We start from the raw sequence: 966 nt of genomic DNA on the forward strand, positions 1-966 counted from the left end.
GACGAGGTCTTCGTCTCCGTCGAAGGCAGGGACGAACTGCGCCCGGTGACCTGGATCGGTTCGGGCCACGTCCTGAGCAATCCCTCGCGGCCCCTGGACATGGGCGGCTATCCCGTCCGCATCCTCAAGGACGCCATTGCCGAGGGCGTGCCCTATCAGGATCTGCTGGTCACGGCCGAGCACAGCTTCTTCTTCGAAGGCAAGCTGGTGCCGATCCGCATGCTGGTCAATGGCCGGAGCATCTTCTACGACCGCTCCTTCCAGACCTACACCTACTACCATGTCGAGCTGGCCGAGCATGCCATCATCCAGGCCAACGGCATGCTCTCCGAGAGCTATCTCGACACGGGCAACCGCAAGAACTTCGTGGCCCAGCACGGCGTGGTGCCGTTCCCCGGCAAGGCCAAGGACTGGGCGAGCGATGCGGCGGCGCCGCTTTGCGTCGACCGTGCCTTCGTCGAGCCGATCTTCCGGGCCATCGAGGCCCGGGCGGCGCTGCGCAACGATCCGGTGCGCTCGCAGCCGGTCGAACTGACCCGCGAAGCGGATCTGCATCTGGTCACCGAAAGCGGCCGGGTCATCCGCCAGGCCCGCGAAGCCGACGGCATGGCCTTGTTCATGATCCCCTCGAATGTGCGGTCGGTGCGCATCGTCTCGCGCGCCAGCCGTCCGGCCGACACGATCGGGCCCTATGTCGATGACCGCCGTTTCCTCGGCGTGCTCGTCGGTGCCGTCACGCTGCAGGACGGCAATGTCCGCCGCGAGATCGACACCCATCTGACCGCCCGCACTCTGCGCGGCTGGTCGGTGCCGGAAGGAGCCCGCCGCTGGACGGATGGCGATGCCGTGCTGCCGCTCGGCGAGCGCGCCCCCAACGCGATCGCCATGCTGGGCCTGCAGATCCTGGCTGCCGGACCCTATCTGGTCGAGGCTGACGCCGCCGCCGAGGCCGCGCTGAACGGCTGA

Annotated in this window: 1 protein-coding gene; it reads left to right on the top strand. The window is 67.8% G+C overall.

The annotated features are described in order from the left end of the window. Positions 1 to 966 (top strand): Hint domain-containing protein (locus J8I29_RS29640; protein ID WP_209434420.1); only part of this gene is annotated, 966 nt, incomplete at its 5' end.

Source organism: Labrys sp. LIt4, from assembly GCF_017813775.1.
Lineage (GTDB): Bacteria > Pseudomonadota > Alphaproteobacteria > Rhizobiales > Labraceae > Labrys > Labrys okinawensis_A.